24 protein-coding genes are annotated in these 25375 nt (G+C 63.0%); 4 read left to right on the top strand and 20 right to left on the bottom strand.

All coding sequences use genetic code 11. From position 1 onward, the window contains the following. Window positions 1–16: 16 nt before the first annotated feature. From LVD10_RS15330 to LVD10_RS15320, 3 genes are all read right to left on the bottom strand, one after another. Window positions 17–1186: an isovaleryl-CoA dehydrogenase gene (locus LVD10_RS15330; RefSeq protein ID WP_232940749.1), complete on the bottom strand. Its 1170-nt coding sequence runs from the start codon at window positions 1184–1186 to the stop codon at window positions 17–19. Between the two features lie 25 nt (window positions 1187–1211). Continuing rightward, window positions 1212–1643 carry a MerR family transcriptional regulator gene (locus LVD10_RS15325; protein WP_232940748.1) on the bottom strand — a complete coding sequence of 144 codons (432 nt, stop codon included), beginning with the start codon at window positions 1641–1643 and terminating at the stop codon, window positions 1212–1214. A gap of 132 nt (window positions 1644–1775) precedes the next feature. Then, window positions 1776–2837, bottom strand: a complete 1062-nt coding sequence (locus LVD10_RS15320) for a hypothetical protein (RefSeq protein ID WP_232940747.1) — start codon at window positions 2835–2837, stop codon at window positions 1776–1778. A 159-nt stretch (window positions 2838–2996) separates the two neighbouring features. On the opposite strand from LVD10_RS15320, the gene serB reads away from it, so the two are divergent. Continuing rightward, on the top strand, window positions 2997–4058 hold the full coding sequence (gene serB, locus LVD10_RS15315) for a phosphoserine phosphatase SerB (protein ID WP_237064193.1): 1062 nt from the start codon (window positions 2997–2999) through the stop codon (window positions 4056–4058). Window positions 4059–4085: 27 nt separating this feature from the next. On the opposite strand, the gene LVD10_RS17975 is transcribed toward serB, so the two are convergent. From LVD10_RS17975 to epmB, 5 genes are all read right to left on the bottom strand, one after another. Next, window positions 4086–4211, bottom strand: coding sequence for a hypothetical protein (locus LVD10_RS17975; protein WP_255701128.1), 126 nt, complete (start codon window positions 4209–4211; stop codon window positions 4086–4088). A gap of 318 nt (window positions 4212–4529) precedes the next feature. Continuing rightward, window positions 4530–6512 (bottom strand): M1 family metallopeptidase, encoded by a 1983-nt coding sequence (locus LVD10_RS15310; RefSeq protein WP_237064192.1) that lies wholly within the window; start codon window positions 6510–6512, stop codon window positions 4530–4532. Between the two features lie 139 nt (window positions 6513–6651). Continuing rightward, on the bottom strand, window positions 6652–8739 hold the full coding sequence (locus LVD10_RS15305; RefSeq protein ID WP_232940744.1) for a GGDEF/EAL domain-containing response regulator: 2088 nt from the start codon (window positions 8737–8739) through the stop codon (window positions 6652–6654). A 160-nt stretch (window positions 8740–8899) separates the two neighbouring features. After that, window positions 8900–10609 (bottom strand): cyclic-di-GMP receptor FimW-related protein, encoded by a 1710-nt coding sequence (locus LVD10_RS15300; protein WP_232940743.1) that lies wholly within the window; start codon window positions 10607–10609, stop codon window positions 8900–8902. A gap of 165 nt (window positions 10610–10774) precedes the next feature. Beyond that, window positions 10775–11812, bottom strand: a complete 1038-nt coding sequence (gene epmB / locus LVD10_RS15295) for an EF-P beta-lysylation protein EpmB (RefSeq protein WP_232940742.1) — start codon at window positions 11810–11812, stop codon at window positions 10775–10777. Window positions 11813–11926: 114 nt separating this feature from the next. On the opposite strand from epmB, the gene efp reads away from it, so the two are divergent. Next, on the top strand, window positions 11927–12499 hold the full coding sequence (gene efp, locus LVD10_RS15290; protein WP_232940741.1) for an elongation factor P: 573 nt from the start codon (window positions 11927–11929) through the stop codon (window positions 12497–12499). Window positions 12500–12605: 106 nt separating this feature from the next. After that, window positions 12606–13559: an EF-P lysine aminoacylase EpmA gene (gene epmA / locus LVD10_RS15285; protein WP_237064191.1), complete on the top strand. Its 954-nt coding sequence runs from the start codon at window positions 12606–12608 to the stop codon at window positions 13557–13559. A 15-nt stretch (window positions 13560–13574) separates the two neighbouring features. Here epmA and LVD10_RS15280 read toward each other — a convergent pair whose 3' ends face one another. The 11 genes from LVD10_RS15280 to acs form a co-directional block, all read right to left on the bottom strand. After that, window positions 13575–14375 (bottom strand): GNAT family N-acetyltransferase, encoded by an 801-nt coding sequence (locus LVD10_RS15280; protein WP_237064189.1) that lies wholly within the window; start codon window positions 14373–14375, stop codon window positions 13575–13577. Between the two features lie 161 nt (window positions 14376–14536). Continuing rightward, window positions 14537–15367 (bottom strand): serine O-acetyltransferase, encoded by an 831-nt coding sequence (gene cysE, locus LVD10_RS15275; protein WP_232940738.1) that lies wholly within the window; start codon window positions 15365–15367, stop codon window positions 14537–14539. A gap of 49 nt (window positions 15368–15416) precedes the next feature. Next, window positions 15417–16403, bottom strand: a complete 987-nt coding sequence (locus LVD10_RS15270) for a serine/threonine protein kinase (protein WP_237064187.1) — start codon at window positions 16401–16403, stop codon at window positions 15417–15419. A gap of 77 nt (window positions 16404–16480) precedes the next feature. Next, window positions 16481–16873 carry a DUF6632 domain-containing protein gene (locus LVD10_RS15265; protein WP_232940736.1) on the bottom strand — a complete coding sequence of 131 codons (393 nt, stop codon included), beginning with the start codon at window positions 16871–16873 and terminating at the stop codon, window positions 16481–16483. Between the two features lie 97 nt (window positions 16874–16970). Further along, on the bottom strand, window positions 16971–17903 hold the full coding sequence (locus tag LVD10_RS15260) for a DUF6999 family protein (protein ID WP_232940735.1): 933 nt from the start codon (window positions 17901–17903) through the stop codon (window positions 16971–16973). Continuing rightward, window positions 17903–18583 carry an iron-containing redox enzyme family protein gene (locus LVD10_RS15255; RefSeq protein ID WP_232940734.1) on the bottom strand — a complete coding sequence of 227 codons (681 nt, stop codon included), beginning with the start codon at window positions 18581–18583 and terminating at the stop codon, window positions 17903–17905. The genes LVD10_RS15260 and LVD10_RS15255 overlap by 1 nt, the downstream gene beginning before the upstream one ends. A 4-nt stretch (window positions 18584–18587) precedes the next feature. Further along, the gene (locus tag LVD10_RS15250; protein ID WP_237064185.1) at window positions 18588–19715 is read right to left on the bottom strand and encodes a 3-oxoacyl-[acyl-carrier-protein] synthase III C-terminal domain-containing protein; all 1128 of its coding nucleotides are present in this window, start codon (window positions 19713–19715) and stop codon (window positions 18588–18590) included. Window positions 19716–19838: 123 nt separating this feature from the next. Further along, complete coding sequence (locus LVD10_RS15245) at window positions 19839–20216, bottom strand: VOC family protein (RefSeq protein WP_232940732.1); 378 nt, start codon at window positions 20214–20216, stop codon at window positions 19839–19841. A gap of 160 nt (window positions 20217–20376) precedes the next feature. Next, window positions 20377–20916, bottom strand: a complete 540-nt coding sequence (locus tag LVD10_RS15240) for a GNAT family N-acetyltransferase (protein WP_237064184.1) — start codon at window positions 20914–20916, stop codon at window positions 20377–20379. Window positions 20917–20982: 66 nt separating this feature from the next. Beyond that, window positions 20983–21402, bottom strand: a complete 420-nt coding sequence (locus LVD10_RS15235; RefSeq protein WP_232940730.1) for a hypothetical protein — start codon at window positions 21400–21402, stop codon at window positions 20983–20985. A 385-nt stretch (window positions 21403–21787) separates the two neighbouring features. Beyond that, entirely contained in the window at window positions 21788–23725 is a 1938-nt protein-coding gene (gene acs / locus LVD10_RS15230; protein WP_232940729.1) for an acetate--CoA ligase, read from the bottom strand. A 318-nt stretch (window positions 23726–24043) separates the two neighbouring features. Between acs and LVD10_RS15225 the strand changes: the two genes are divergently transcribed. Continuing rightward, on the top strand, window positions 24044–24397 hold the full coding sequence (locus tag LVD10_RS15225; RefSeq protein WP_232940728.1) for a cupin domain-containing protein: 354 nt from the start codon (window positions 24044–24046) through the stop codon (window positions 24395–24397). 19 nt (window positions 24398–24416) lie between these two features. Here LVD10_RS15225 and LVD10_RS15220 read toward each other — a convergent pair whose 3' ends face one another. Beyond that, entirely contained in the window at window positions 24417–25340 is a 924-nt protein-coding gene (locus LVD10_RS15220; RefSeq protein ID WP_237064183.1) for a histone deacetylase family protein, read from the bottom strand. Window positions 25341–25375 lie beyond the last annotated feature (35 nt).

Genomic DNA, 25375 nt, shown 5'->3' with positions numbered 1-25375 from the left:
TTGCGGTGGTGACCGGTCAGCGGGTCTCGTTAAACAGCTCGCGGCCGATCAGCATGCGGCGCACCTCTGAGGTGCCGGCGCCGATCTCGTACAGCTTGGCGTCGCGCAGCAGGCGTCCGGTGGCGTACTCATTGATATAGCCATTGCCGCCCAGGGTCTGGATTGCCTGCAGGGCCATCTGGGTAGCGCGCTCGGCGGTAAACAGGATCACCGCAGCAGCATCCTTGCGCGAGTCTTCACCGCGATCACAGGCTTGCGCCACCGCATACAGGTAGGAGCGGCTGGCGTTGAGGTCGGCGTACATGTCGGCGAGCTTGCCCTGCATCAGCTGGAACTCGCCGATCGCCTTGCCAAACTGCTTGCGTTCGTGCACATAGGGCACCACGACATCCAGGCAGGCCTGCATGATGCCCACCGGGCCGCCGGAGAGGATAGTGCGTTCGTAGTCGAGGCCGCTCATCAATACCCGCACGCCGCCGTTCAGCTCGCCGAGGATATTTTCTTCCGGCACTTCACAGTCCTCGAATACCAGCTCACAGGTGTTCGAGCCACGCATGCCCAGCTTGTCGAGTTTCTGCGCCTGGGAGAATCCCTTGAAGCCGCGCTCGACGATAAAAGCGGTGATGCCACCGGAACTGATGCCCGGTTCGGTGCGCGCATAGATCACGTAGGTATCGGCATCGGGACCGTTGGTGATCCACATCTTGTTGCCATTGAGGATAAAGCGATCGCCTTTCTTCTCCGCGCGCAACTGCAGGCTGACCACGTCAGAACCGGAGTTGGGCTCGCTCATGGCCAGGGCGCCGACATGTTCGCCGGAACAGAGCTTGGGCAGGTATTTCGCCTTCTGCTCGCGGGTACCGTTCTTGCGGATCTGGTTGACGCAGAGGTTGGAGTGGGCCCCGTAGGACAGGCCAACGGAAGCCGAGGCGCGGGAGATCTCCTCCATCGCCACCGCATGGGCCAGGTAACCCATGTTGGAGCCACCGAATTCCTCCTCGACGGTCATCCCCAGCAGGCCCAGCTCGCCAAACTTTTTCCACATGTCGGCCGGGAACAGGTTGTCCTCGTCGATCTGTGCCGCCCGTGGCGCCAGTTCTGCCTGGCAGAACTTGTAGACCATATCGCGCAGCATATCGATCTCTTCGCCGAGGCCGAAGTTGAGGGTGCGGTAGGCGGTATTCATAGCGACTCCGTGTATCTGTCTCTCATCAGTGTTCTCTGGTTTTTGCCAGCGAGGCCCGGGTACGGGCCTCCGCTTCGTCCAGTTCGCCCATCAGGCTCTGGATATCGCGCAGCTGTTGCTGCAGCTGCGCGCGTTTCTGTTTGATGTGTTGCAGCAGTCGCTGCAGCTGTTCGACATTGCCGTGTTCGGGGTCGTACATGTCGATGATTTCGCGGCTCTCATCCAGGGAGAAACCCAGTCGCTTGCCGCGCAGGATCAGCATCAGCCGTACCCGGTCCTCGGGGCGGTAGACACGGGTCTGGCCGCGGCGGGCCGGGCTGATCAGGCCCTTGTCCTCGTAAAAGCGGATGGCGCGGGTAGTGATACCGAACTCGCGGGCCAGGTCGGAAATGCTGTAACTGCTGGGTTCGGCACCCGCCACGGATTCCGTTTCGGGTTTGCTCTGCTCGGACTTCATAGTGGCTTCCTGAAAGAGTGTCAGGAGCCTAGCAGAGGTTTACGTTAACGTAAACGTAAAGGGAGGAGGTAAAACCGACCCAGGCAGATCCGCCAGTCACACTGGCGGGCCGGGCGGTAAGGAAAAGAGGAATCAGGCGCCCTGCAGTTGCCGCAGTTGGCTGTCCAGCAGCTTCTGGTAGGTGTCATCCAGGCCGGTAACCGCGGCACCCCAACTGGCGGAGTGCACCGCGATGCGCCCTTTCAGGGACGGTGCCTCGAGCAGGTCATCGTGCAAGGCCAGGTCGCGGGCCTGGCCCAGCAACGGCTCACCGCCGAAATCCGCCGGCTCCAGCGCTGCCGGCACCACAGCGGTGGCCAGCTGCAGGCCACTGGAGCGGCCGCCGGCCTGTAACTCGCGCAGCAACAGGCCACAGCAAACGGCCCGGAAAGCGGCATCGTCACCGCAGAAGCCCAGTCCCTGCTGGGGACCGGCATGCTTCAGCGGCCGCGCATCGTAGATCCTGCCCAGCAGGGCCAGGCGTTCCCGCAGCTCATCCTGCAATCGCTCCAGCGCCGAGCGGCTCAACTGGTTACCCAGCTGGCTCCAGTTCAGCGGGCGCAGGTAGAGTCCCACCAGGACCTCCGGCTCCGGTTGCGGCGCCGGGCGGGCCGCCACCACCGGCGTGCGCCGGGCCGCCAGGCTGCCGACCGCCAGGGCCGCCGCCGCACTGACCGGCAGCGCGAACACCAGGCTCAGTAACAGGCTTGCCCAGGGGTAGCGCACGCCCTCGCCCGGCTGCAGGTGGACAATCACGTTGCCGGCGATACTGTCGTGCAACACCACTGGTGCGCTGACGGTCTCCCCACTATCCAGGTCGCCCCCCTGCGCCAGCGCGCTGGACTCCACGTCCTGGATCGCGATCCCGGAGATCACCGGCATTTCCAGCATATTCCTGGCCAGCAGCTGCAGGCTGATGCGATCACCAGCGACGATACTCTCGAGGCTCTGGCTGGCCACGAAGGCCGCGGCCACCTCCGCGGTGACCCGGTCGCGGGCGATCGCCGCGTCGCGCTGGCCGGCATAGTAGTTGCTGAGCGCCACCGCGCAGAAACAGGCCAGCACCAGCCAGATACCGGCGGCAATCAGCTGCTGGCGGAGGTGCCGCGGCATCCCGGCGTAAACTCGCTGGATTTCTTTTTTCAGGGCATTCATGGATAGGGCGCGTATTCTTGGGTTTATCACGTTGCCGTGGATTTTAGCGAATAAAGTCCCGGGGGCTATAATGCCCGCCCCGCAAAAACCAAAACACGGAAGGGCACTATGGGCGCAACGCCAGACTACCGGGAATTCCGGCTCCCCCTGGAAACACTGATGGAACCTGCAACGGACTGCCCATTGCACTACCTGGATTACCAGGGCGGCGCAGCGCGGGTCGGGATCGGGTACCGGGACACCCCACCCTTCGACGCCAGCCCGTCGGACACTGTCGCGATGCCCGACACCGCCGCCGCGGTCACGGCCCCCTGGTGCGTCACCCTGCTCTCGCCTGCGGCGACCCTGGAGCAACTGCGCGCCCTGCTGGGATTTTTCCGCGAGCAGGGCTGGGCCCTGCAGGCCGCAGACACCCTGTCGCGAGCGCGGGAGCGCACGGTGATCCGCTTCCAGTTGCAGGCGGAACTGGAATTCAACCCGGCGCGGCACGCCTGCCTGCAACTGGCGGAAAGGCTTGGCGTGGACCTGGTGCTGCAGGCCGGCGTTACCCAACAGCCACCGCGACTGGCCGGCTTCGACATGGACTCGACCCTGATCGACGCCGAGGTAATCGACGAGCTGGCCCGGATCACCGGCATTGGCGATCGCGTGGCTGCCATTACCGAGGCTGCCATGCGGGGAGAACTGGATTTCCGCCAGAGTTTCAAAAAGCGCATGGCCCTGCTACAGGGTTTCTCCGAGCAGCGCCTGGCTGACATCGCCCCGCAGCTGCCGATCAAGGAGGGCGCGCGCGAACTGCTGCAGGCCCTGCGGGCCCTGGGCTGCAAGACGGCAATCCTCTCTGGTGGGTTTACCTATTTCGCACACTACCTGCAGCGGGAAAAGCTGGCGGTGGATTTCGTCCACGCCAATGAGCTGGAGTTCGCCGACGGTGTACTCACCGGGGAAGTCATCGAACCGATCGTGGACGGCCAGCGAAAGCGTATCCTGCTGGAGCAGATGGCCGCGGAACATGGCCTGGCACTGGAGAGTGTGATTGCAGTGGGAGACGGGGCCAACGATATCCCCATGCTGAACCTGGGGGCACTGGGCATCGCGATTCACCCCAAACCCAAGGTGCGCCTGGAAGCCCCCCAGGCCATCACCCATTTCGGGCTCGATGCGGCTCTTTACCTGTTTGGCCTCAACGACCAACAGATTGCCCTGCTGCAGGCCGACTGAACTGCAGCAGTGAGCTGCCGCTACGAATCAGCTGACGGCGAAGGCGTGCGGGAAAGGCAATGACGGTGGCTTGCCGCGCTCGAAGCACGCCTGCTCACTGCAGCCGGCAAAGGCCAACAATGCGAATAAACCAAAAATTTTTAACCAGCGCATCGTCCCGCGGCTCCTGTGTGTTTCTGCCTGAATCGCTCGTCCGTGAACGGGCCCGGATAGCCGGGGGAACAGGCCAAAAATAATCCGTCCCGACCACCATATCTGACCACTTTACTGTACTTCCGGTTTCCGCGGGTAGCCGCCCGGATGCCAAGGTGGCAGCTGATTCTACAACTCTTTCAATCGCTGTGAACCCCTGCGCGGATGGGCGGTGCCCGGCCGGGCATTGGCAGGTTACCGGTGTCCGCGTTACCGGCACTGGTGACTGAGGTTCCCGGCCGGGCACCGCGGGTGGCGGGCCAGCCGGGATCGCGGCTGTTACTGGGCGTCGTCGCCGTAAATGATGCGGCTGTTCACCTTGACTGTCAGCGGGTGATAGCCGGGCTTGGCCTCTTCAAAAATCTCCGCCGCCATTTCCTGCTTGCCGCTCTCCACCAGGTTGCGATACAGCGGGCGCAGGAACTTATTGCGACCGATTTCGGTGAGGAAGCTCTCCAGGCGCCCGAAGGCGGGCTGGTAGTCGTTGCGCACGGCAATCATCAGCCAGCTGAAAGCGATCTCGTTGTTTGTTGACTCGGTCAGGTTGAAGGCGCTGTCCAGCTCCTCCAGCTGCTCGTCACTGAGCTCTTCCGGCATACCATCGAGGAAATACTTCCACTGGTGATAGGTCCACTCCCCGGTATCGATGTCCTTCGCGGCGATCTCGCCGTCCAGCCACTGCTGGCGCACCGGGTCGATCTTGCTGAAGGCATCGGACTGCGGCTGCGGCGCACCCTCGGGGATGCCCGGTTCAAAAATCCACTCGCGGATCCGCGCCTCATCGAGCTTGTCCGGGTACTGCTTGAGCAGGGTCTGCTGCAGGTACTCGATAAAGTCCTCAGTGGTGATGCTCTCGAACGCGAAGTTGTTGAAGTACTCCAGCAGGAACTGGTCAAACGCCTCGCGGCCAATCTTCTGTTCCAGCTCGTACAGGAACAGGGAGCCCTTCTCATAGGGGATATTGGAAAACACCTTGTCCGGGTCGCGACCACGCAGGTCGATGGCCATGATCTCGTCGCGGCTGTCCAGGTCTTCCAGGTCCGCCTGCAGGTCGTCATAGCCCAGCGCCATCTCCATACGATAGCGCTGGTCACCGTAGATATTCTGCATGATGCGGTTGGTCAGGTATGTGGTGAAACCCTCGTTCAGCCACAGGTCGCGCCAGCTGGCATTGGTCACCAGGTTGCCGGACCAGGAGTGCGCCAGCTCGTGAGCAATCAGGGCCACCAGGCTCTTGTCGCCGGCGATCACGGTCGGGGTAATAAAGCTCAGGCGCGGGTTCTCCATGCCGCCGAAGGGGAAACTGGGTGGCAGGATCAAGAGGTCGTAGCGGTCCCAGCGATAGGGGCCATAGGCCTCTTCGGTCGCCTCGAGCATGGACTCGGTATCCTCAAATTCCGCTGCGGCGGAATCGAGCAGCTCCGGCTCGGCATAGACGCCGGTGCGCTCGCCCATGGGCTTGAACTCCAGGTCGCCCACGGCCAGCGCCAGCAAGTAAGACGGGATCGGCTGCGGCATTTCAAACTCGTAAACGCCGTCTTTCTCCGTCTTTGGGTCATTGTTCGCACTCATCACCGCCAGCAGCTCTTCCGGCGTGCGGATGGTGGCGTTGTAGGTGATGCGCACCTGCGGTGAATCCTGCAGCGGCACGAAGCTGCGCGCGTGAATGGCCTGCGCCTGGGTAAACAGGAACGGGTGTTCACCGCCGGCGGTCTGCTGCGGCTCCAGCCATTGGACACCGGAAGCGGCCGGCGAGGTCTGGTAGCGGATGGCGACACGGGTGGCATTCTTGGGCAGCTGGATGTTCAGCGGCGTCCCCAGGTCCGGGTCGGTTTTACCCATGGAGAACTCTACCGGCTTCAGTTCCCCGCCGTGGCCGGCGCGCACCGCCTCAACCTTGATGTCGCGGGTATCCAGCACCATCGGCGGATTCTTTTGCGTCAGGCGCTTGAAGTCGAGTACCGCTTCGCCCTCGAGTACCTTGCGGTCAAAATCCACCGTCAGGTCGAGGTCCAGGTGCCGTACACGGTAGTCACCGGTGTTGGCGAAAGAGTGATAGTCCACACCCGATTCCGGCGCCTGGGCACTCCCCTGGTCCTCCGCGGCGGGCGCTGCATCGGCACCATTCGCGGTAGGCTGGGTTGCTTCGACCTCGGGTTTTGCGGGCTCGCCCGCCGCGCCGTCGGATTCCGGTTTGGAGCAGCCGCTCGCAAGGACGAGGGCGCTGCAGAGCAAACTGCTACAGAGTATGCGGGGCAACATAGGATGACTCCAGGTCAATTCTGCTTATTCGTGCTGTAAGGGAAAATCCGGCAAAGCATACCCAAATGACTGCCCGCCGGGAAATCTGTGTCCTGCGGGCCTGTGGGCCCGGCAGGACGAGGGAAGCATCTGTGGCGGGTCAATCGAGACTGAAATCGAAATTCAGGTGCTCGGCGGGCGCCTGCACATAATAGCCCTGGATATAGTCGGTGCCGCTCTGCCAGAGGGTCGGTAACATACTGGCCTGCTCCACATGGGGCACAATCACCCGCGTATTCGCCTCGGCCAGCTGCTGCACCATGTTTACCAGGGTATCGCTGTTCTCCCCCTCATCCTGTACTTCCCGGACAAAGGACGGATCCACCTTGGCGATATCCACGGTGACATGCTCGAGGGTCTTGAAAGGATTGAGACCGGCGCCGAAGCGGCTCACCACTACCCGGCTGCCGAACTCACGCACCTGCTTGATGAAATCCCGTGCCGCATGCAGGTTACTGTTGATATCGCCCTGGCTGACCTGGAATGACACCGATTTCGGTGCCACCTTGGCCGCCTTGAAGGCAACCTTCAGCCAGGCGGTCAAGCCGGAATCCTTCAGCGACGCCGCGGAAATATGTAGCAGCAGGGAAACATCCTTGCCCCGGGCGCGCTGGGCGGCAGCCGCCTTGATTGCGGTCAGGATTATCCAGCGGTCCATCTTGATCGCCAGGCTGTCGTCTCCCAACCCCTCGAGGAATGACAGGGGTGAGAGTTCCTCCTTGCCATCCACCATGCGCACCAGCACCTCGTACATCTGCTCGCCGGTGCCCTGCAGGCTGAGCACCGGCTGGTACAGCAGTTTGAGGTTGCCGGCCTCCAGCGCCTGGATTACCCGCGCGCGGTGGTAGGTATCGGCATCGCCCTCCTGGTCGGCGCCCGGCTCGAACAGCGCGAAACCATTGCCCTGCTCGCTGTCCTGCAGTGCCTGCTCGTGGGCCTGGAGCGCTTGGTCAAGAACCTTCTGGGCATTAACGGAGGCTTCGCTGAGCAGGGACACGCCAATCGATGCGGTGACCTGTACCGTCTTGCCGGCAGCATCGAAGATGGTGTCGGCGATTTTCTTCATCAGCTCCCGGGCTCGGTGCTCGGCACTGTCCGGGGTGGTCTCTGCCATCATCAGGCAAAAGCTCTTTTCGCCGTAGCGGGCCACTACGTCACCGCGACGCACGCTCGACTGCAACAGCTCCGCTATTTTCTTCTGCAGCGCATCGGCACCCGCGACGCCGACCGCTTTCTGTACAGTTTCCTCGAAACGATCCACTTCGATATACATCAGGCCACCGGTACGCTGGGAGCTGGCGGCGGCCTTGATCGCGGCGTCGAGCATGCGCAGGAAATGCTGCCGGTTGTAGAGGCCGGTGAGGGGGTCACGGCTCTTGATGTCGCTGAGCTGTGCTTCCAGTTCCTCGGTATTGCCGGAGCTCGCCGCGATACGGACCTGCAGGCAGTTCTCCTCATCGTAGACAGTGGAGAGCACCTCGGCGCGCACCGGCACTGGCCGGCCGGAGGCGGACCTGGCGGTGAATTTCCACTCCTGCGCCTCGACATCGTTATTGTCGATTGCACATTGGCGCAGGAAGGCGCGAGCGTCTTCTTGCTCCCCCTCGGTCACCATATCGATCAGCGGTTGGTACTCCACATCGTCCCGGTCCTTGTACCCGAGGCGCTCGGCCAGGGACTGGTTGGCATAGACGATCAGGCCGTCGGAAATGTAGGCAATGGCGTCCTTGGAGCTGTCGAGCAGCTCCTGGGCCCGGGCCAGCCCGGCGTGATAACGGCGATCATGCATGCGCGCCTGGCGCCGGTTGCGCAGCGCGGTGATCTCCCGCTGGATCACCATCAGCAGGTGCTGGTCCTCATCCACGGTCACCACATCCCGGGCCCCGAGCTTGAGGCCCTCCACCACCGGCTGGGCGCCGCTGCGCTCGGTGAGCAGCAGGACCGGTACATCTTTCTGCAATTTGCTGATGGTGCGCAGGGCCACGGGTGGCGGCACCTGCTTGCTGCTTTCCGCGGCAATCAAGAGATCCCAGGTATTGTCCTGGAGCAACTTTGTCAGTGCTGGCTCACTGGGCACGTGTTGGGCACGATTGGGGCGGCCGGCATTGTGCAGCATGCTGACCAGGCGCTGGGCTTCAGAGGGTGTGTCGTGAATCAGAAGGAGACGAATCGTGTCGTTGCTGCTCATTTATTATGCTCTTGATACTTACATCTGCGGTCCCGGGACGGTGTTACGGGCCGTCAGTGCGCCGCCGCTGGGACAGCGGCGCAAGAGCGCTAAGTGTAGGTCGCGGCGTCGGTGGCTTACAAGAGCGGGTAGCCACCGCACACGGGTATGGAGATAGACCTCACACAAAATCGAACCGGGCAACGGAGGGGGTTGCCACCGTCTGTCGCTGCAGGCTAACCGGGCGGGTCACACTGCCGGTAATCACCTCGACCTCGTCGTAGGCCTTGAACAGGGGGACTGGCAGGACCAGGGCAACACACTTGCCGTCACCCTCGCGGGTCAGCAGGGCCGGGATTGGCGCCGAAGCGCGACCGGCGGAATTGCGCCGGCGAACCTCCACCGGCGCCACGTGGCGAGCCAGGATCTCGACACCGGCATCGCTGTAGTCCACCCGGCTGAGGTGCCAGCGGATCACCCCCACCTGCCAGCCATTTGGCATGCGCACGCCGACCAGCTCACCAACCCGCAGGCGCTCTCCAGCGGCCGGCGAGAGCCTCAACCCCAGACCGCGGGCACTGCGGTTGAATACCTCGGCGACTTCGGTCTGGTAGTGGCGGGCGGCGCCGCTGGTCCCCGCACTGCGCTCGCTCCTGAGACTCGGTGCGCAGGGCAGGCTGACATCGTATTCCGCCATGGTGCGGCCGGACTGGTAATCCACCGCTGCCGCCTCCAGGCATACGCGCTCCTCTTCCCGGTCTAGCCAGGCAGTCATATCGCCAGTACCCGGCCCGCTGCCATCCTTTTCCCGCAGGTTGAAACAGGTAGCCCCGAGGCCGATGCTGACCACGCACTCCGCCTGCCCCGGCTTGCGCTCCTCGCCACGGCCCGTGGCACCGCCCCATGCATCGCGGGCACGCTCCACCAGGGGATCGAAATTCTTTTCCAGGTGCTTTTCCACCCGCTGCAGGACCGCTGACAGGCCCAGCCTCCAGCCCCGCGGCGCACGGAACCGGTCGCTGTCGACCGCCCTGGCGGACAGCCTGCCCGCGGGCAGGGGCGCCTGGTCGAGCTCCGTGGAGGCCACCAGGCTATCGCCCGTTTCGGTGTAGTTCTCCTCCAGCGTGCCGAGGCGGCACCAGTCCCGGGTCCGGCACCAGAACGCATCCTGCTGCTCGCCGTCCAACTGGCCGGGATTGGCACTGAAAAACAGCGCCGCGCTGATATAGGCATCTACCGCACTGGTGCGGCCGCGGGATTCCAGTGGATCCGACACCCGCCGCCACGCCACCTGCTGCGGGAAGCCGCGCTGCAGGAGCAGATGCAGGTTGCGCCAGCAGTTCTCCGGGGGCGCCAGGCCGAACAGGGAAGTGACCCGCAGCAGCCGGCCGCCGGCATCGACGGCCCGGTGCAGGGTCCGGGCACGTTTTTCCCGCATCAGGAAAGGAACACCGGCGGTGTCCTCCAGCTGCACCCACAGGCTGGCGTAGGCCACAAAGAGTTTCTGCAGCAGCCCCACCACCGGTTGCAGGCTTCGGCGCAGCTTTTCCAGTTGCGTGGCACTGAGCGCACTGCGCTGGGTGACGATGGCATCGCCGCAAGTGACGGCATGCTGGCGCAGCAGTTCCAGGATTGGCAGGCGGGTGGCTGCCGGTGCGCGCCACTGGGCAACTTCCTCCACCAGCCCTGCCAGCAAAGTCACCAGCCGCTGCTGGTCGGAGGGGTGGAAAGGATGCAGCTCGTACTGGCTCAGCCACCGGTCCAGCTGGCTTTCGCTGGCGCAGCCGCAACTGAGGGCGGGCAGCGCACGTGAGGGCAATCCGAGCTTGCTGGCAAAGCTCGCGGGGGCGCTCGCCCGGGCCGGGGCGGCGGCATCTATATCATCCATCATTATTACTGTAACCGTCCGTTGGGTTACAGCAGTATAAGAAGAGCGAAATTAGACTCACAAGCCCATAAAGAAGCTTTATGCGACAATATTGAGACAACGATCACGCCAAAAGCGCCAAACAGGTCTAACCCGACATGCTTCTGCCAGCGCTGTCACCCAGCTAAACTAGATTGGCGTTTTCGACCTTTCCCCGGGTATCTCCCGCACCAGTCTCGGCACCAGGTAACCGGGCAGGCTCTCCCTCAGGCCTCGCACCAGGTCCCGCGCAGTCCCATCATCCACCTCGAAGTGGGCCGCGCCACGCACCCGGTCCAGCTGGTGCAGGTAATAGGGCAGCACCCCGCTGGCGAACAGGGCCTCCCCCAGTGCCGACAGGGCCGCCACCGAATCATTGACGCCCCGCAGCAGCACCGCCTGGTTAAGCAGGGTGACACCTGCAGCGCGCAGCTTCCGCAGTGCCGCCCGGACTTCATCGTCGATCTCGCGGGCGTGGTTGCAGTGCAAAACCAGCACCGGCCTGAGGCGCGAACCGGTGAGCCATGTCACCAGCTCATCGGTAACCCGGCTGGGCGCCACCACCGGCAGGCGGGTGTGCAGGCGCAGCTTGTCCAGGTGCGGTACCGCGGCCAGCTCTTCCACCAGCCGTGCCAGCTGGCGGTCATTGAGCACCAGCGGATCACCGCCGCTGAGGATGACCTCACGCAGCTCGTCCTGCGCGCGAATATAGTCGAGCGCCCCCTGCCACTGGCTGCGGGTCAGGTGATTGTCGCTGTAGGGGAATTCACGGCGGAAACAGTAGCGACAGTTGATGGCGCACTGGCCCGCGGCGATCAGCAGCAGGCGCCCGCGATACTTGTGCACCACGCCCGGCACCGGGTTGGCCTGCGCCTCCGCCAGCGGGTCACTGGTGAATCCCGCCGCCGGCTCCAGTTCTGGGGCCCCCGGCAGCACCTGCAACAACAGGGGGTCGCGGGGGTCCCCCGGGCGCATGCGGCGCAGATAGGGCCGCGGCACCCGCAGGGCAAAGCCGTCGGCGGCGCGCAGGGCGGCGGGGAGCTGTTCCGGGTCCAGCCCGAGCAGCTTCACCAGCTCGGCGGGGTCCGTGACCAGGTCGGTCATCTCTTCCTGCCAGCGGCGGCCGGAGGCAGCGGGAGCCTCCTCCCGGGCAACGATTTCACTGGCGGCTGGGACGTGCTGTATCATAAGCGGCTATTCTGTGGCGCAAAGCGCGCAAATTTTAAGCAGTTACAGTGAAATTTAAAGAGCGGGCGGTGCTTTTTATGCGAACCGCACCGTTTTTCTGATTTAGAGGAACTCATGGCTAGTTATTCCACCAACGAATTCAAGGGCGGTCTGAAAGTAATGCTGGACGGCGATCCCTGCTCCATCGTGGAGAACGAATTCGTCAAACCCGGCAAGGGCCAGGCATTTAACCGGGTCAAGCTGCGCAACCTCAAGACCGGCCGGGTCTGGGAGCGCACTTTCCGTTCCGGCGAGAGCCTCGAAGCCGCCGACGTGATGGACCGGGAAATGGAGTACCTGTACAACGACGGTGAGTTCTATCACTTCATGGAGCCGGACACCTTCGAACAGCACCCGGCCAGCGTCGAAGCGGTGGGTGATGCCGCCAAGTGGCTGAAAGAGCAGGATATCTGCACCGTCACCCTCTACAACGGCTCCCCGCTGGCAGTGACCCCGCCCAACCATGTAATCCTGGAGATTACCGATACCGACCCGGGCCTGCGCGGCGATACCGCCCAGGGCGGCAACAAGCCCGCGACCCTGTCCACCGGCGCCGTGGTCAAGGTACCGCTGTTCCTGGAGATTGGCGAGACCATCAAGGTCGACACCCGTACCGGCGAGTACCTGGGTCGCGCCAAGGACGACTGATTCCGGCACACTATTTCCTGTATGGGCGGCCGCTGGCCGCGATTGAGGGTGGCCCGGGCCACCAGCGGTCGCGGCCAGCGGCCGTTCCTGCATGAGGCCCCGCACAATGACCGAACATACCTGGCAACCTACAGCGTCCCTCGCGGCACTGCGCCAGCGCGCCGCGCTGCTGGCCCGGGTGCGGCAGTTTTTCGCCGAGCGCCAGGTGCTGGAAGCGGAAGTTCCGGTGCTCTCCCGCCGCGCCACCAGCGACCCCCATATCGATTCCATTACCGCCCTGCTTAACGGCGACGCGGCCTATCTCGCCACCAGCCCGGAATTTGGGCTCAAGCGCCTGCTGGCGGCCGGACTGGGCGACTGCTACTACCTGGGCAAGGCTTTCCGCGAGGGAGAGGCCGGCGGTCGCCACAACCCGGAATTCACCATGCTGGAGTGGTACCGCTGCGGCTGGGACGACCGCGCCCTGATGCTCGAGGTGGGCGAGCTGCTGCGCACCCTGCTGGATATCGAAACGGTGGAATCCCTCAGCTACCGGGAGTTGTTCCTGCAACACCTGGGGCTGGACCCCCATACCGCCGGCATCGAACCGTTGCGCGAGTGTACCGCCGAAAATGTGGAACTCTCATTCGCCCCTGCCGATCGCGACGAATGCCTGGACCTGCTGATGAGCCATTACCTGGAGCCGCGGATGGGACCGGGCATTACCCTCCTGTACGACTTTCCCGCCAGCCAGGCGGCACTGGCCAAGGTGCTGCCCGATGATACCGGCAGGCCGGTGGCGCGGCGGTTCGAGGCCTACGTCGGCGGACTGGAACTGGCCAACGGCTACTGGGAACTGACCGATGCCGAAGAACAGTTGCGGCGCTTCGAGGCCGATCACCGCTACCGCGGCGCGCACAAGCTGCACGTCTATCCCTATGAGGAACGGCTGGTGGAGGCGCTGTGGGCGGGCATGCCCGAGTGTGCCGGTGTGGCCCTGGGTATCGACCGGCTGCTGATGCTGGCCGGCGGCTACCGGCGGATCGAGGAAGTCATCGCCTTTCCGGTCGGGCGCGCCTGAGCTGCTGGCGCGGACTCAGGGCTCGAACAGGTAGCGGCTGACCTGGCCGACCGCGAAAAAGCCGGCGTCCAGGTACGCACTCTGGCGGTTCTCCGGGGTCAGTGCCACCGCATATTTGTGGTGGCTGTGCAGGGCCTGGGCCAGCAGGTGGTTGAACAGCGCACGGCCGATGCCCTTGCCACGATGAGCCTCGACCGTTTCCAGGTCATAGATCCCCAGCGCATCGGCCGAGGCAAACAGGCAACCCGAGGCTACTGCCTCGCCATCCAGGCGGGCCAGGTAAAACTTCAGGCGGCTGCGCTTCTGCTCGGGGATTTCCGCCAGCTTCTGGTAGAACTTGCGCACCTGCGGCGCCTCCCGGGTGCCGCCAAAGGGCTGGGCCTGCAGGTCGCCGTATTCCCCCAGCTGCTCAGCGCCCACAGCCACTATCTCCAGCCGGTCGCGCAGCTCATCCGGCAGATTCTCGTCCGCCGCCAGCCGCTGTATCTCAATGGCCATCGCCACCAGGGTGTCACGGTGGGCCAGCCCCAGCTCTGCCAGTTCCGCCTCGTCCATCGGCTTGCTGGCACAGTGCCAGAGGGTGAACGGGCTGTGGCGCTCGGCAAAATAGTCCACCACAAAGCGCTTCAGGATCATCGCCGGGACCACCGCATTGGTGACCGCCTGGTTGAAGTTATGCGAAAGCAACCCGCTGTCGCTGCGCACAATGCTGGTGATTTCCCGGGTCTGGTCCGGGTTGGTCAGCCCGGCGCAATAACTGGCGCGTGATTCCAGGTTGCGGCAGACAAGGTTTTTGGCGCTGAGACTGTATTTCATGGCTATCAGGATAGTTGTGTTTACCGATCACCCGTGCCACCGGCGTTCCCCCGGCCGGAGCCGGGCAGAACAACGGTTGCGCATAGTCTAGGCACAGGAGGAAGCAATTCCGACAACAAACGGGAACAATTGATCCAGGCGGGTCACTTTGATGGCAGTAATCAGGGCAGCTGCCGGTCCACCTGGGTCAGGGCGCAGTGGTCCATGGAAAGGGCCGGCGCGTCGCAGCTGGCATCGCAGATCACCCGGGCCGGCACGCCGGCCACCAGCTTCTTCGCCGGCACTGATTTGAGTACCACGCTGCCCGAGGCCACCTGCGCACAGCGCCCGATCTCGATATTGCCCAGCACCTTGCTGCCGGCGCCAATCAGCACACCCTCGCGCACCTTCGGGTGCCGGTCGCCGCTCTCCTTGCCGGTACCGCCGAGAGTTACCGACTGCATGATGGACACATTGTCCTCCACCACCGCGGTCTCGCCGATCACGATGCCGGTGGCGTGGTCCAGCAGGATGCCCTGCCCCAGCGTCGCCGCCGGGTGGATATCCACGCTGAACACCACCGAAATACGGTGCTGCAGGAACAGCGCCAGTGAGCGCCGCTGCTGCTGCCACAGCCAGTGGGCCACCCGCCAGGCCTGCAGGGCGTGGAAGCCCTTGAAGTAGAGAAAGGGCTCATACAGCGAGGAACAGGCCGAGTCCCGCTGCTGTACCGCCTTCAGGTCGGCCCGTGCGGCGCGGCCGATGGCCGGGTCACTGTCGAGCGCCTCGTCGATCACTTCGCGGATCAACAGCGCCTGGGCTACCGGGCTGTCGAGCTTGTTGGCCAGGTGGAAGCTCAGTGCGGATTCCAGCGTGCTGTGGTTGAGGATCGTGGCATGCAGGAAGCTGGCCAGGATCGGCTCGCGCTCCACCTGCTGCGCCACGTCAGCGCGGATCTGCTGCCAGAGTGCATCGCCCTCCCGGGCGGCGGTATTGAGCTGATGGGCTTCCATCGGGTATCGCTCCTTGGCGGCGCAAGCAACCGCGCCGTTCGCTGTGGATTCAGATCGCGCCGAGGGTCAGCGGCGGCTCCAGCAGGGCCGACTGTTGCTCGCGCAATGCCAGTATATGCTCCGCCCAGTAACGCGGGCTGTTGAACCACGGAAACGCCAGGGGGAACGCCGGGTCTTCCCAGCGCCGCGCCAGCCACGCCGCGTGATGCATCTGCCTCAGGCAGCGTAACGGTTCAACCAGTTGCAACTCTTGAGGGTTGAAGGGAGAAAAAGTTTCATAGCCCTCGATCACTGTGTCCAGGTAAGCGGTCTGGTCGGCACGGTTGCCCGAGAGCAGCATCCAGATATCCTGGATTGCGGGCCCGGTCAGGCAATCGTCCAGGTCCACAAACCAGGGCGTGTCGTCGCGCCACAGGAAATTGCCCGCGTGGCAGTCGCCGTGCAGGCGCAGCGTCTCCCAGTCTCGCTCGAACAGGGGCGCTATCTCGTCGATGATATGCCCGGTCACCGTGGCATAGGCGTCGCGGTTTTCCCGCGGCAGGAAATCCCCGGCGAGGATGAATTCGCGGCTGTCGATGGCAAAGTGCTGCAGGGACAGTGCCGGCCGGTGCTCAAAGGGCCGCGCCCGCCCAACGGCGTGAATCCGGCCGAGCATGGTCCCCACCTGCTCCAGGTGCTCGAAGTTATCCAGCTCCACCTGGCGCCCCCCGCGGCGCGGGAACAGCGCGAAACGAAAGCCGTGCGCCTCCATCAGGGTGCGGCCATCGAACTCCAGCGGCGCCACCACGGGGATCTCGGCCGCGGCCAGCTCCAGTGAAAAGCTGTGCTCCTCGCGAATCTGGGCATCGCTCCAGCGACCCGGCCGATAGAACTTGGCAATCAGCGGCTCACCGTCCTCGATTCCCACCTGGTAAACGCGGTTTTCATAGCTGTTGAGCGGAAATATGCGCGCATCGGACAGCAGCCCGGTGGTCTCCACGCAGTCGATGACCACGTCGGGTGTCAGGCCATCGTAGGGATGTGGGTTTGCGGACATATCGGCAACCGGCTTGATAATGGGCAGCTATGCTAACGCGCCGCCCCGGCCGCGCACAAACCTCGCAGGCGGCCTGCCTAGCCGGCGGGCGCGGGGCTGGCCCGGCGCATCAGGTAGCCCAGCACCGCAGCCAGGATCAACAGCGCCGGCACATCCCCCAGCAGGTTGGCCCGCTCGGTACTGTCGACAATGGCCTGTACCAGCATGATCAGGCCATGTACCAGACTGGACCAGACGGTAAACCAGATCAGGCTGGCATTGGCCAGCGGGTCCCGCGCGGCGAGAACTAGGAACACGCCCAGGGTGGCGTAGATACCCATGATCATCTGTTCATACTCGGGCTGCCTTGGCGTCCAGCCCCAGCCCTCGGGCCAGACCCACATCATCATGGCGTAGATGCCAAAGATGAAAAACAGCCCGGTAATAACCAGGACAATCCTGAGAACACTGAGGGCAGCATGGGGTCGCATGGCGATATCCTTGTAGTTGATGCTGGAAGCCCAGCCAATCCTGTTCCGGAGCAAGGCGAACCTGTCGCCCCGGCTCCGCGTTCATCACTGCCGCCAATCAGGTCCCGGCAACGGCATGTTCGCGTCCCTCATCACTCACCTGCTCCGCTGCCCCAGACTGGCCCGCCCGTTTCAGCTGTCGCAGGTAGCCGTGCAGGATCTCTGCATCCAGGCCATGTAGCATCAGGCGGAACCCCGCCTGCAATGTTGTGTGGGGGACCATAGGGTGGCGATTATTGACCAGCGACAGGGCCGTACTGTCGTTTAGCAACTTACCAATATAGATCGAAATGGTTTCGTCCAGCTGCAGGGAGTTACTGGCACGCCAGAAATCGTGATCCGAAAGGAAAAGAGCGTAAAGGGGGGTGTACAACTCGATCGCCGTCTGCAGGTCCAGGACGCTGGTGGCATACTGCCCGCCCGGCTCAAGGTCAAAATCCCCATCGGAGATGGCACTGAAGTCCAGCTCAGTTGCCGGCAGGATCTCGCGCCCCTGCTCCGCCAGCTGACTGTTCAGGTCGCCGATAAAATTATAAATATTGAGGTCATGGACCAGGAATGTATCATCCAGCAGGTCTGCCAGCTCCCGCGGCCGCAACGGGCGGGTACTGCCGATCTCAACGCCGCCGACATTGTCGGCAATAAACTGCAGCAGTTCCGTGCCGATATTGAAGTGGCGCAGGATTAGGTAGTTGGCGTCCGCACGCACAAAGTACCGCAGTCCCCAGTAAATGGTGCGATGTAATATCCGCGAGGAATGCCAGCGCTCCGGGATCAGCAGGCGGAGCAATTGCACCAGCACAATGGAGAGACGGGCCAGCGGCCGCACCACCGGCAACAGCAGCCGGCGCGACCAGGTATTGTGGCCGGCCAGCAAGGCGCGCTTGGCACCGTCATGGATTGGCAGGCTGCGATCGAGGTAGAGCACCAGCCAGGGATTTGGATCCGAATGGTTCAGGTTCGACTGTTCAAAATCGCTTTTCCAGCCCATCAGTAATTCCCCAGCTCTTCCAGCTGCAACAGGTAAAGACGACCAGTCACCCGCGCGGTGTGCGCAATACGCCCCGCCATTCCCGGCACCTCCAACAGGCCCGAATCGAACACGTCGTGGAGCTGCTGCAGGTGATCTTCATCATGTGCGGCGTGGTAGCGGTAAAAACTCACCTGGCTATCCTGCAGGTTCAGGTGCTGCTGAAGGGCGCGGGCAAAAATACCGGCGAAATGCTTGCCGAGCCCCTCGATGATAAACATGGCCCCCAGCAGGTCCAGTGGATCCGGCTGCGAAGCCCGTTGCATCATCCAGGCCGAAAGTGCAGTGGCCCCGATGTTCTTCTGCCCCTCTCGCAACTGTCGCAGTTCACCACCGACTTCCTGGTAATCCCGTTCCAGCATCTGGTAATCCCGGTGTTCGGTGCCCGCGTGGCGCAGGAACTGCGAGCGCAGCTCGAGATGCTCGCGGCCAATTGAGGAGGCCGCCCGGGATATCCAGCAGGCGCCGTCAATAACCTGCTGGTAGTGATCGTGCAGTAACTGGCGGTAATCCTCCAGGCGAATGGCCCCCCTTAGCGCCCGTGCGATAATGGGCACCTGTACCAGCTGGCTTTCAAACTCCGCCCAGGTCTGCCCCAGCTCGCGGACCAGCCTCTGGGCCTCGCTCAATTCGCTTCCCATATTTTCATACCACCGTCAGGCACATAAATGCGGCCAGGCAACGGCCGCTCTCCGGGACAAAGCACAGGACCCTGTCCCCCTCCTGTAGCTGCTCTTCCCTTAACAGGCGGTCGAGCAACAGGAAAATTGAAGCACTGCCCACATTACCGACCTGGTCCTGGTGATTGCGCCATCGCTCTTCCGGAATCATCGCCCCGGCACTTGCAAGCAATTGTTTCATGCGCTCCCCCAGGGCCCGGGCCGAATAGTGGGGCAGGAAATATTTCACGCGGGCGGGATCAATTTCCCGGCGTTCCAACACTTCCAGGTAATAGCCAACCCAGACCGGGAACATCTGTTCCAGCAGGGTAAAATCCTGGCGCAGCGGGAAAGCCGCCCCTTCGATGGCACCGGCCGGGGAGCCGAAATGCGCCCAGGGACGGTGATTGCCATCTGGGCCGGGGGAACTGCCAGCGGACATGCAGGAGGGGAAACGGTGGGCAAAGGACTTTTGTTCGATCCAGTCGATACGCAGGCAGGGCACACCGGGCTGTGGTTCCGTCTCCATCAACAGTGCGCCGGCGCCGTCGGACAGTGTCCAGCGCAGGAATTCATACTGGAAAGCTTCCCCGGTCCCCATCGTGGAAAAGTCAACTGAATCGTAAAACCCGGGCTGGAACCAGCGACTCGAGAACTCGCTCCCGCAGGCGGCCGCGCGCCGGTGCTCCCCTGCCTTCACGCCGAGGTACGCTGACTTGATCGCCATCATGCTGCTGGCGCATACGCTCTGGAACGACCCCAATTCCAGCGCGCCATTGCCCAGCTCACCATGAACGGCACAGGCATGGCCGGGCACCAGCATATCCCCCTGGGTGGTGCTGGCGGCGAGGTAGTCCAGGCTGCTGCTGTCCACCCGACCCCGGTCACATGCAGCCTCGACCGCCCGCGCAGCCATTTCCGCATTGGTAAACAGGTAGTCGCCACCTGCACCTATTGCATAGTGTCGCTGCCGAATTCCATTCTGGCGCAGGGTCGCCGACTTGAGGCGACGGCTGTGGGGGCCGAGCAGGCCAATGCGCCCTTCCATTTCCCGGTTATCCACCGGCAAACCGGGCAGGAAGCTGCCACTGCCGGTAATAAATACATTCTGCATGGTTGCTGGTTATTTATTGTTAATATTGGTGACCAGGCAGGATACCGGAAAAGAAAAGAGGCTGCCCGGACCGCATTACCGGGCCGTCGGCCCCCGGCGCAACCCGGGGGCTAACCCTGCGGCTCAGGGCTCGGACAGTTCCGGCAAGTGGCAAACCACTTCCACATTGTTGCCATCCGGATCCAGTACGTATGCCGCATAATAATCTGCATGCTGTTCCGGCCGCAGGCCGGGCTCTCCATTGTCCTTGCCGCCTGCCTGCAGCGCGACCCGGTGAAATTCCCGCACCGCGTCGCGGTCTTCGGCCCGGAAAGCCAGGTGCAGGGCCGGGGTCATGCTGGTCCCGCCCCGGATCCACAGGCTTGGCCGGTCGGCCCAGCCAAAGCCGGCCCAGCCCGCATATTCCAGGATCAACTCGTAACCCAGCGGCGCCAGGGCGAGGCGGTAAAATTCCTTGCTGCGTTCATAGCTGTGCACATGCACGCCAACATGGTCGAGCATTAACGACTTCCTCCGGCGAATCGGGAAAAAGGGAACAGGGCTTCAACGATATGCCGGAAGTGTAGTCAATCTCTCCCGCCCTGAAGGCGGGCATGGGATACATGCAGGGGGCCGGGCACAGGGGGAACCGACAGCTGCCTGCACCGGGTGACCCGGGTCACTATCTACCGACAGGCTGTGAATCCGTGGCGGGTATTCCCTGCCACTCCCGCGCCAGCAGCCCGTAGATCAGGGCATCCTGGTAACCGTCCTGCTCCCGGTAGCGCTCCCGCAGCAACCCCTCTCGTGCAAACCCCAGTTTTTCCAGCAGTCGGATGGAGGCGGTATTGCGCGGGTCCACATCTGCCTCGATACGGTGCAGCGCCAGGAAGCGAAAAGAGAAGCCAAGCAGTGCCCGGGTGGCACGTGCCATCAGCCCGCGCCCGCGATGGGCGCGCTCCAGTGCAAAGCCGATCTCCGCATGCCGGTTGTCGCGGTCGATACCCGCCAGGGTACAGGTCCCCACGAGCTGCCCTCCCGCTTCCAGGCCCCACTGGTACAGGCTGCCCTCGAGAAACCCCTCGACAATGGACTCCAGGAAAACCTCTGCCTGGGCTCGTGTTTCCAGGCGGGACAGGGCCATGAAGCGCACCACCTCGTCATCACCGAAAAGCCGCTGTAATACAGGAAGGTCCGCCGGTTCCAGCCACCGTAACTGCACACCGTCCCCATTTAGTGTGGGCAAGCGGGATTGAAAGCCATCCGGGTTCAAGGTGATTCCCCCGATTTATACCAGCCACTGCCAGAGGCCGTAAAAGGCCACTCCGGCACCGAAAATAAACTGCGCTGCCAGTAACGCGCGGATCGCAAATGTGAACCGCACCAGCCCGCCCCGTTCCTCGCTGTCGCGGGTAAATATACGCGCTGCCGGCGGCAGGTCTGCCTCCAGCAGTTTCAACCCCGGTTTGGCCATGGCCAGCAGTTGCCGGCTGCGGGCGTCCACCAGCCAGAAAACACAGCACAGAATCAGCACAAAGCCGCCCAGCAGGGTAAGGATCAGAGGGTGGAAGCCTTTCTCAACAGCAGTAAAGATACCGCCCTCGGCAAAAATCGACAGGACAACAAAGAAATTAAACCCCTTCAGGCGCTGCTCCGCATTAAAGCGATAGTGCTCACAGAGATATTGCTGCTGGTTCAATGGTGTCATGTCTTCGTTCGCGGGGCTATCGGGGGACATGCAGGACATACTACCCGACAAAATAATCGAGCACACCAGTGCTCCTGGTTTTCGGGCAGCGATACACTTCAGTGTGAATGCACCGGCAGCGGGGTACCGCGATCAGTTGAAGCGTGAGGGCACCGAAATTTTTTAAGGCGCGCTGCCGGCAGCGCGGATCCCGTCGACGTCCTGTTTTCTGGTCGGTAGTTCCCGCAGGCCTTCTTGATACCTTCCCTGCCTCCGGGCACAGGAATGCAATTCCGCTGCATCCCTCGATTCCGGGCACCGACCCCCAGCCGGGAAACAAAAAAAGCGAACCCCTGGGGTTCGCTTTTGCGGCCGGGCTACTGCCGGCAGGTAGCCAGCGCCAGTATCAGCGGTTGGCTCGCTGCTCGATCAAGTCCTCCACCACCGAGGGGTCCGCCAGGGTGGACGTATCCCCCAGCGAATCCAGCTCGTTGCCGGCAATCTTGCGCAGGATGCGGCGCATGATCTTGCCTGAACGTGTCTTGGGCAGGCTCGGGGCCCACTGGATGATATCCGGCTTGGCGATGGGCCCGATTTCCTTCACACACAGGTCGATCAGTTCCTGCTTGAGCGCATCGGAGGGTTCGTGGCCGGCTTTCAGCGTCACATAGGCGTAGATGCCCTGGCCCTTGATATCGTGGGGATACCCCACCACCGCCGCTTCGGCAGTGTCATCATGCAGGACAATAGCACTCTCGATCTCTGCCGTGCCCAGGCGATGGCCGGACACATTCAGCACGTCGTCGATACGCCCGGTGATCCAGTAATCGCCATCCGCGTCGCGGCGCGCGCCGTCGCCAGTGAAGTAGTAACCGGGAAAAGTGGAAAAATAGGTATCGATCATGCGCTGGTGGTCACCGAACACCGAGCGGATCATGCTGGGCCAGCTGGCCTTCATTACCAGGGCACCCTCGCCCTCCCCGTCGATTTCCCGGCCCTTTTCGTCCAGCAGTGCCGGCTGCACACCGAAGAACGGTCGGGTGGCGGAGCCGGGCTTCATATCCATGGCCCCCGGCAGCGGGGTAATCAGGTGGGCACCGGTCTCGGTCTGCCACCAGGTATCCACGATCGGGCAGCGGCCGTCGCCCACCACCTCGTAATACCATTCCCAGGCCTCCGGGTTGATGGGCTCCCCCACCGTACCCAACAGCTTGAGGGAGCCGCGGTCGGTTTTTGTCACGAACTCATCGCCGGCCCCCATCAATGCACGAATAGCAGTGGGCGCGGTATAGAAAGTATTGACCTTGTGCTTGTCCACCACCTCCCAGCAGCGGGAAGCATCCGGGTAAGTCGGCACACCCTCGAACATCAGCGTTATGGCGCCGGCACAAAGCGGGCCGTACACGATATAGCTGTGGCCGGTGATCCAGCCCACGTCCGCGGTGCACCAGAACACTTCCCCTTCCTTGTAATCGAAGGTGAACTTGAATGTCATGGTGGCCATGAGCAGGTAGCCGGCGGTGGTATGCAGCACGCCTTTCGGTTTGCCAGTGGAGCCGGAGGTGTAGAGGATAAACAGCGGGTCTTCCGCGTTCATTATCTCGGGCTCGCACTCTGCTTCCTGCTCCGCCACTGATTCCGCATACCAGATATCGCGCTTGCTGTCCCAGTCCACATTGGCACCGGTGCGCTTGACCACGATGGCAGTGTGCACATCCGGGCAGCTGGACAGCGCCTTGTCCACATTGGCCTTGAGAGGAATCTTGCGCCCCCCGCGAACACCCTCGTCGGCGGTGATCACCAGGCGGCAGTCGCTGTCGAGAATGCGGTCTTTCAGTGAATCGGGGGAGAAGCCGCCGAAGACCACCGAGTGCACAGCCCCGATGCGGGCGCAGGCAAGCATGGCATAAGCGGCCTCGGGAATCATGGGCATGTAAATACAGACCCGGTCGCCCTTTTTGACGCCGCGGGCCTTGAGCAGGTTGGCCAGGCGGCATACCTGCTCGTGCAACTCGGCATAGGTGATGTGCTTGCTGTCAGCGGGATCGTCACCCTCCCAGATGATCGCAGTCTGTTCTGCGCGCGCGGGCAGGTGCCGGTCGATACAGTTGACGGTGACGTTCAGCTCGCCATCGGCGAACCAGGCCGCATGGCCTTTCTTCAGGTCCTCTTCCACCACCCGGGTGAAGGGTTTTTCCCACTGCAGGAAATCCTTGGCCTGCTGTGACCAGAACCCCTCTGGGTCTTCCACGGACTGTCGGTATAACTCCTGGTAGTCCTCCGCACTGATATGCGCGTCGGCGGCAAATTCCGGGGGTACGGGATGAGTATGGACTTCGGACATCGTTTTCTCCCTTATTAGAATTATCGGGCTGTTGGCGTACGCCCTGGCTGACATGTCTCCAGAGGGTAGCGCATTGGCCGGCGGCAGAGCGGCTGCTGGGCACGCCGGCCAGTATCCCGACCTGTTATACCACTGGCAACGACAGAATGACAACGCTGTCAGCCAGCCTTCCAATTCATCATAACGCGCAGACAAAAATGAATCCCGGTCGCCCACGGATTCACGTGCCATTTTTGCCGCTCGCTGGCACAATAAGCACCCATAAAAAAGTGATCACATTTTTGTGATTGGAGAATCATAAGAAGGAGTACCGGCAACATGGCCGTTAAACTGTTGCGAATCGAAGAGGGCGCCGGGGAGCGCGAGGCGGGCCCGGTGGCACCGGACAAATTGCTGGCGGGACAGCCGCAGCAACTTACCGAGCACTTTTTCACCAATTCCAGGGATAATTTTTTCTGTGGCATCTGGTCGTCCGATGCCGGTAAGTGGGAGCTCACTTACAGTGAGGACGAGTATTGCTACATCATCGAGGGGGAGGCAGTGATCACCGACAGCGATGGACACAGCGAGCGCGTGGCCACCGGTGATGCCTTCTGCATACCAGCAGGCTTCAGGGGCACCTGGGAGACCCTGGGATCGGTAAAGAAGTTCTACGCCATCTACGAGGAATAGCCCGCCCCTGGCGCCGGGCTCAGTTGCCAATCAGCCCCTGCAGGTGGGCCGCGACGCTGCGCCCCAGGGCACCCAGTGCGTAGCCGCCCTCCAGGGTGGATACAATGCGTCCCTGCGCATGGCGCCCGGCCAGTTCCCGCACCCGGTCGGTTACCCAGCGGTAATCCTCCTCGACAAAACGCAGTTGTGCCATGTCGTCCTCGATGTGGCCGTCAAAGCCGGCGGAGATGAATACCATCTGCGGCCGGAAAGCCTCCAGTGCCGGCAACCAGTCTTCTTCCACCACGCGACGCAGCTCTCCCCCCCCGGCACCGGGTGCCAGTGGTGAATTGATGATATGTGCCGGGAGGTCGCCGGTACCGGAAAACGGGTAGAACGGGTGCTGGAAACTGGAGCAGAACAGGTAGCCCTGCTCACCGCGCACGAAATCCTCGGTGCCGTTGCCATGGTGCACATCGAAATCGACGATCGCCACGCGCTCCAGGCCGTGGTGCTGGCGGGCATGGGCCGCGCCGATGGCGATATTGTTGAACAAGCAGAAGCCCATGGCGCGATCGCGTTCGGCATGGTGCCCCGGGGGGCGCACGGCACAGAAAGCAGAGGGTATTTCGCCGGCCATAACCCGGTCCACCGCCGCCACTGCCGCACCGGCGGCGTGCAATGCGGCCTCCAGGGAATCCGGGCACATGGATGTATCCGGATCCAGGATCTCGCGGCCATCACTGGGCGCCCGGGCGAAGATGGACTCCACATAGGCGGGCTCATGTACCCGCTCCAGCTGCGCCCGGGTGGCCGCCGGGGCCTCGAAGTGGCGCAGGACAAAATCCAGCCCGCTGCTCAGCAGCTGGTCCTGGATCGCGGCCAGTCGGGCGGGCCGCTCCGGGTGGCCCTCACCCATCTCGTGCAGGGAGCAGGCCGGGTGGGTAAAGAAACCGATGGACATGCTGCGCTCCTGGCGGTTGCTGCCTGAGGCCAAAC

Source organism: Microbulbifer zhoushanensis (genome assembly GCF_021729055.1).
GTDB classification, from domain to species: domain Bacteria; phylum Pseudomonadota; class Gammaproteobacteria; order Pseudomonadales; family Cellvibrionaceae; genus Microbulbifer; species Microbulbifer zhoushanensis.
This window is presented reverse-complemented; position numbering and strand designations above follow the sequence as displayed.

Coding starts and splice junctions, on each gene's coding strand:
- LVD10_RS15330 (WP_232940749.1), bottom strand. CDS start 1,186: ATGAATACCGCCTACCGCACCCTCAACTTCGGCCTCGGCGAAGAGATC.
- LVD10_RS15325 (WP_232940748.1), bottom strand. CDS start 1,643: ATGAAGTCCGAGCAGAGCAAACCCGAAACGGAATCCGTGGCGGGTGCC.
- LVD10_RS15320 (WP_232940747.1), bottom strand. CDS start 2,837: ATGAATGCCCTGAAAAAAGAAATCCAGCGAGTTTACGCCGGGATGCCG.
- serB (WP_237064193.1), top strand. CDS start 2,997: ATGGAACCTGCAACGGACTGCCCATTGCACTACCTGGATTACCAGGGC.
- LVD10_RS17975 (WP_255701128.1), bottom strand. CDS start 4,211: ATGCGCTGGTTAAAAATTTTTGGTTTATTCGCATTGTTGGCCTTTGCC.
- LVD10_RS15310 (WP_237064192.1), bottom strand. CDS start 6,512: ATGTTGCCCCGCATACTCTGTAGCAGTTTGCTCTGCAGCGCCCTCGTC.
- LVD10_RS15305 (WP_232940744.1), bottom strand. CDS start 8,739: ATGAGCAGCAACGACACGATTCGTCTCCTTCTGATTCACGACACACCC.
- LVD10_RS15300 (WP_232940743.1), bottom strand. CDS start 10,609: ATGATGGATGATATAGATGCCGCCGCCCCGGCCCGGGCGAGCGCCCCC.
- epmB (WP_232940742.1), bottom strand. CDS start 11,812: ATGATACAGCACGTCCCAGCCGCCAGTGAAATCGTTGCCCGGGAGGAG.
- efp (WP_232940741.1), top strand. CDS start 11,927: ATGGCTAGTTATTCCACCAACGAATTCAAGGGCGGTCTGAAAGTAATG.
- epmA (WP_237064191.1), top strand. CDS start 12,606: ATGACCGAACATACCTGGCAACCTACAGCGTCCCTCGCGGCACTGCGC.
- LVD10_RS15280 (WP_237064189.1), bottom strand. CDS start 14,375: ATGAAATACAGTCTCAGCGCCAAAAACCTTGTCTGCCGCAACCTGGAA.
- cysE (WP_232940738.1), bottom strand. CDS start 15,367: ATGGAAGCCCATCAGCTCAATACCGCCGCCCGGGAGGGCGATGCACTC.
- LVD10_RS15270 (WP_237064187.1), bottom strand. CDS start 16,403: ATGTCCGCAAACCCACATCCCTACGATGGCCTGACACCCGACGTGGTC.
- LVD10_RS15265 (WP_232940736.1), bottom strand. CDS start 16,873: ATGCGACCCCATGCTGCCCTCAGTGTTCTCAGGATTGTCCTGGTTATT.
- LVD10_RS15260 (WP_232940735.1), bottom strand. CDS start 17,903: ATGGGCTGGAAAAGCGATTTTGAACAGTCGAACCTGAACCATTCGGAT.
- LVD10_RS15255 (WP_232940734.1), bottom strand. CDS start 18,583: ATGGGAAGCGAATTGAGCGAGGCCCAGAGGCTGGTCCGCGAGCTGGGG.
- LVD10_RS15250 (WP_237064185.1), bottom strand. CDS start 19,715: ATGCAGAATGTATTTATTACCGGCAGTGGCAGCTTCCTGCCCGGTTTG.
- LVD10_RS15245 (WP_232940732.1), bottom strand. CDS start 20,216: ATGCTCGACCATGTTGGCGTGCATGTGCACAGCTATGAACGCAGCAAG.
- LVD10_RS15235 (WP_232940730.1), bottom strand. CDS start 21,402: ATGACACCATTGAACCAGCAGCAATATCTCTGTGAGCACTATCGCTTT.
- acs (WP_232940729.1), bottom strand. CDS start 23,725: ATGTCCGAAGTCCATACTCATCCCGTACCCCCGGAATTTGCCGCCGAC.
- LVD10_RS15225 (WP_232940728.1), top strand. CDS start 24,044: ATGGCCGTTAAACTGTTGCGAATCGAAGAGGGCGCCGGGGAGCGCGAG.
- LVD10_RS15220 (WP_237064183.1), bottom strand. CDS start 25,340: ATGTCCATCGGTTTCTTTACCCACCCGGCCTGCTCCCTGCACGAGATG.